The 1,150-nt window shown below is 37.0% G+C and carries 2 protein-coding genes; both read right to left on the bottom strand.

The genetic code is table 11. From position 1 onward, the window contains the following. Positions 1-32 precede the first annotated feature (32 nt). On the bottom strand, positions 33-356 hold the full coding sequence (locus PSF42_RS20755; protein WP_125895289.1) for a hypothetical protein: 324 nt from the start codon (positions 354-356) through the stop codon (positions 33-35). Positions 357-918: 562 nt separating this feature from the next. Beyond that, positions 919-1,150 (bottom strand): hypothetical protein (locus PSF42_RS20750; RefSeq protein WP_272680580.1); only part of this gene is annotated, 232 nt, incomplete at its 5' end.

The following is a 1,150-nucleotide window of genomic DNA, read 5'->3' as shown; positions in this document are numbered from 1 at the left end:
GATCCCAGTACAGAACTGGGATCTTTTAACTTTTAAAAATCAGACCACTCTGCGTAGCTAATATCATCTTCGGTTAATTCAGTAAAACCATCTTGACTCAACATTTCTTTAAAATAGAGGATAGTATCTTCTAACGCTTTCTCAATAGTACTTCCACGTCCAATGGCGCACTCGGGGCAACCATCAAATTTTCTTTTTATTGCTAAATCCGTCATACCTGTAAAAAAACCCGACTGATCCTCATAAATTTTTATCTTCATTTTGGCATAAGGCAAAATAGGGATCATAGTAACTGTGAATTCAGCAACTGTTTTCTCTATACAGCTCACTTTTGTAATACTTAAATCATGCCACATAGCATATCCCTCTATATTATTGTTTTCCAAAAGATATTATCTTTCCTTCGGATGTTCTATCTAAATATTTCCCGTTTTTATAATAACGAGTCACATTATCAGTCGCACCTCTTACTTTCACTGTTCTAGCACCTTTTAAGTTTTTGACAAATTCTTCAGCTTTGTTTCTGTACTGCTCAATACTACCCGCTCCAACTTCTTTTCCATGTTTTTCATAATGCTTCTGTAATGATTCGTCAGGAGAGTTAAAACTACCCTGATGCCATTTATTTTTAATATTATTTTTGTTTTCAGATAAATAGGCAATATCTTCGACTGTAATCTGATTAGGCAGTGGGGTTATATACGTATTATCTATATGTTCAGGTATTTGATCTCCGCCAGTATCCGTCCGCTCTTGCTCAGGTATCTGGTTGCCACCCGTATCAATTTTTCCTTGTTCGGGTATTTGGTTTCCACTTGTATCTATCCGGCCTTGCTCAGGGATTTGGTCGCCACCAGTATGAGGTTTCCCAACATTTGGATTTTTTGCTGCTTTATTTGAGCAACTCAGTCCGAAAGTTCAATCAAACGTTTCCGCTAGACCATCACGAACAGCGCCTAATGTATTTTCGATGCCTTTTGCAATGTTGCTATTTGCCGTTTGTGTGGCTTGTGAATTTGAACTAACGCCATGAGGTAGTAATGCAGGAACATTCGGAGAGGGGATAGCAAACATGCTACTTTGGGCTATTTTCAGCTTATTTAATTCATTTACATTAAACTGAATTTTATCCGTAATACTTTTATGTTTT

The sequence above is a fragment of the Providencia sp. PROV032 genome (assembly GCF_028484875.1).
Taxonomy (GTDB): domain Bacteria; phylum Pseudomonadota; class Gammaproteobacteria; order Enterobacterales; family Enterobacteriaceae; genus Providencia; species Providencia rettgeri_E.
Note: the sequence above shows the minus strand (reverse complement) of the source record. Positions and strands in the feature narration are given on the sequence as shown.

Bases quoted from the DNA above. Each gene is read 5' to 3' on its own strand.
- PSF42_RS20755 (WP_125895289.1), bottom strand. From the start codon at position 356: ATGTGGCATGATTTAAGTATTACAAAAGTGAGCTGTATAGAGAAAACA.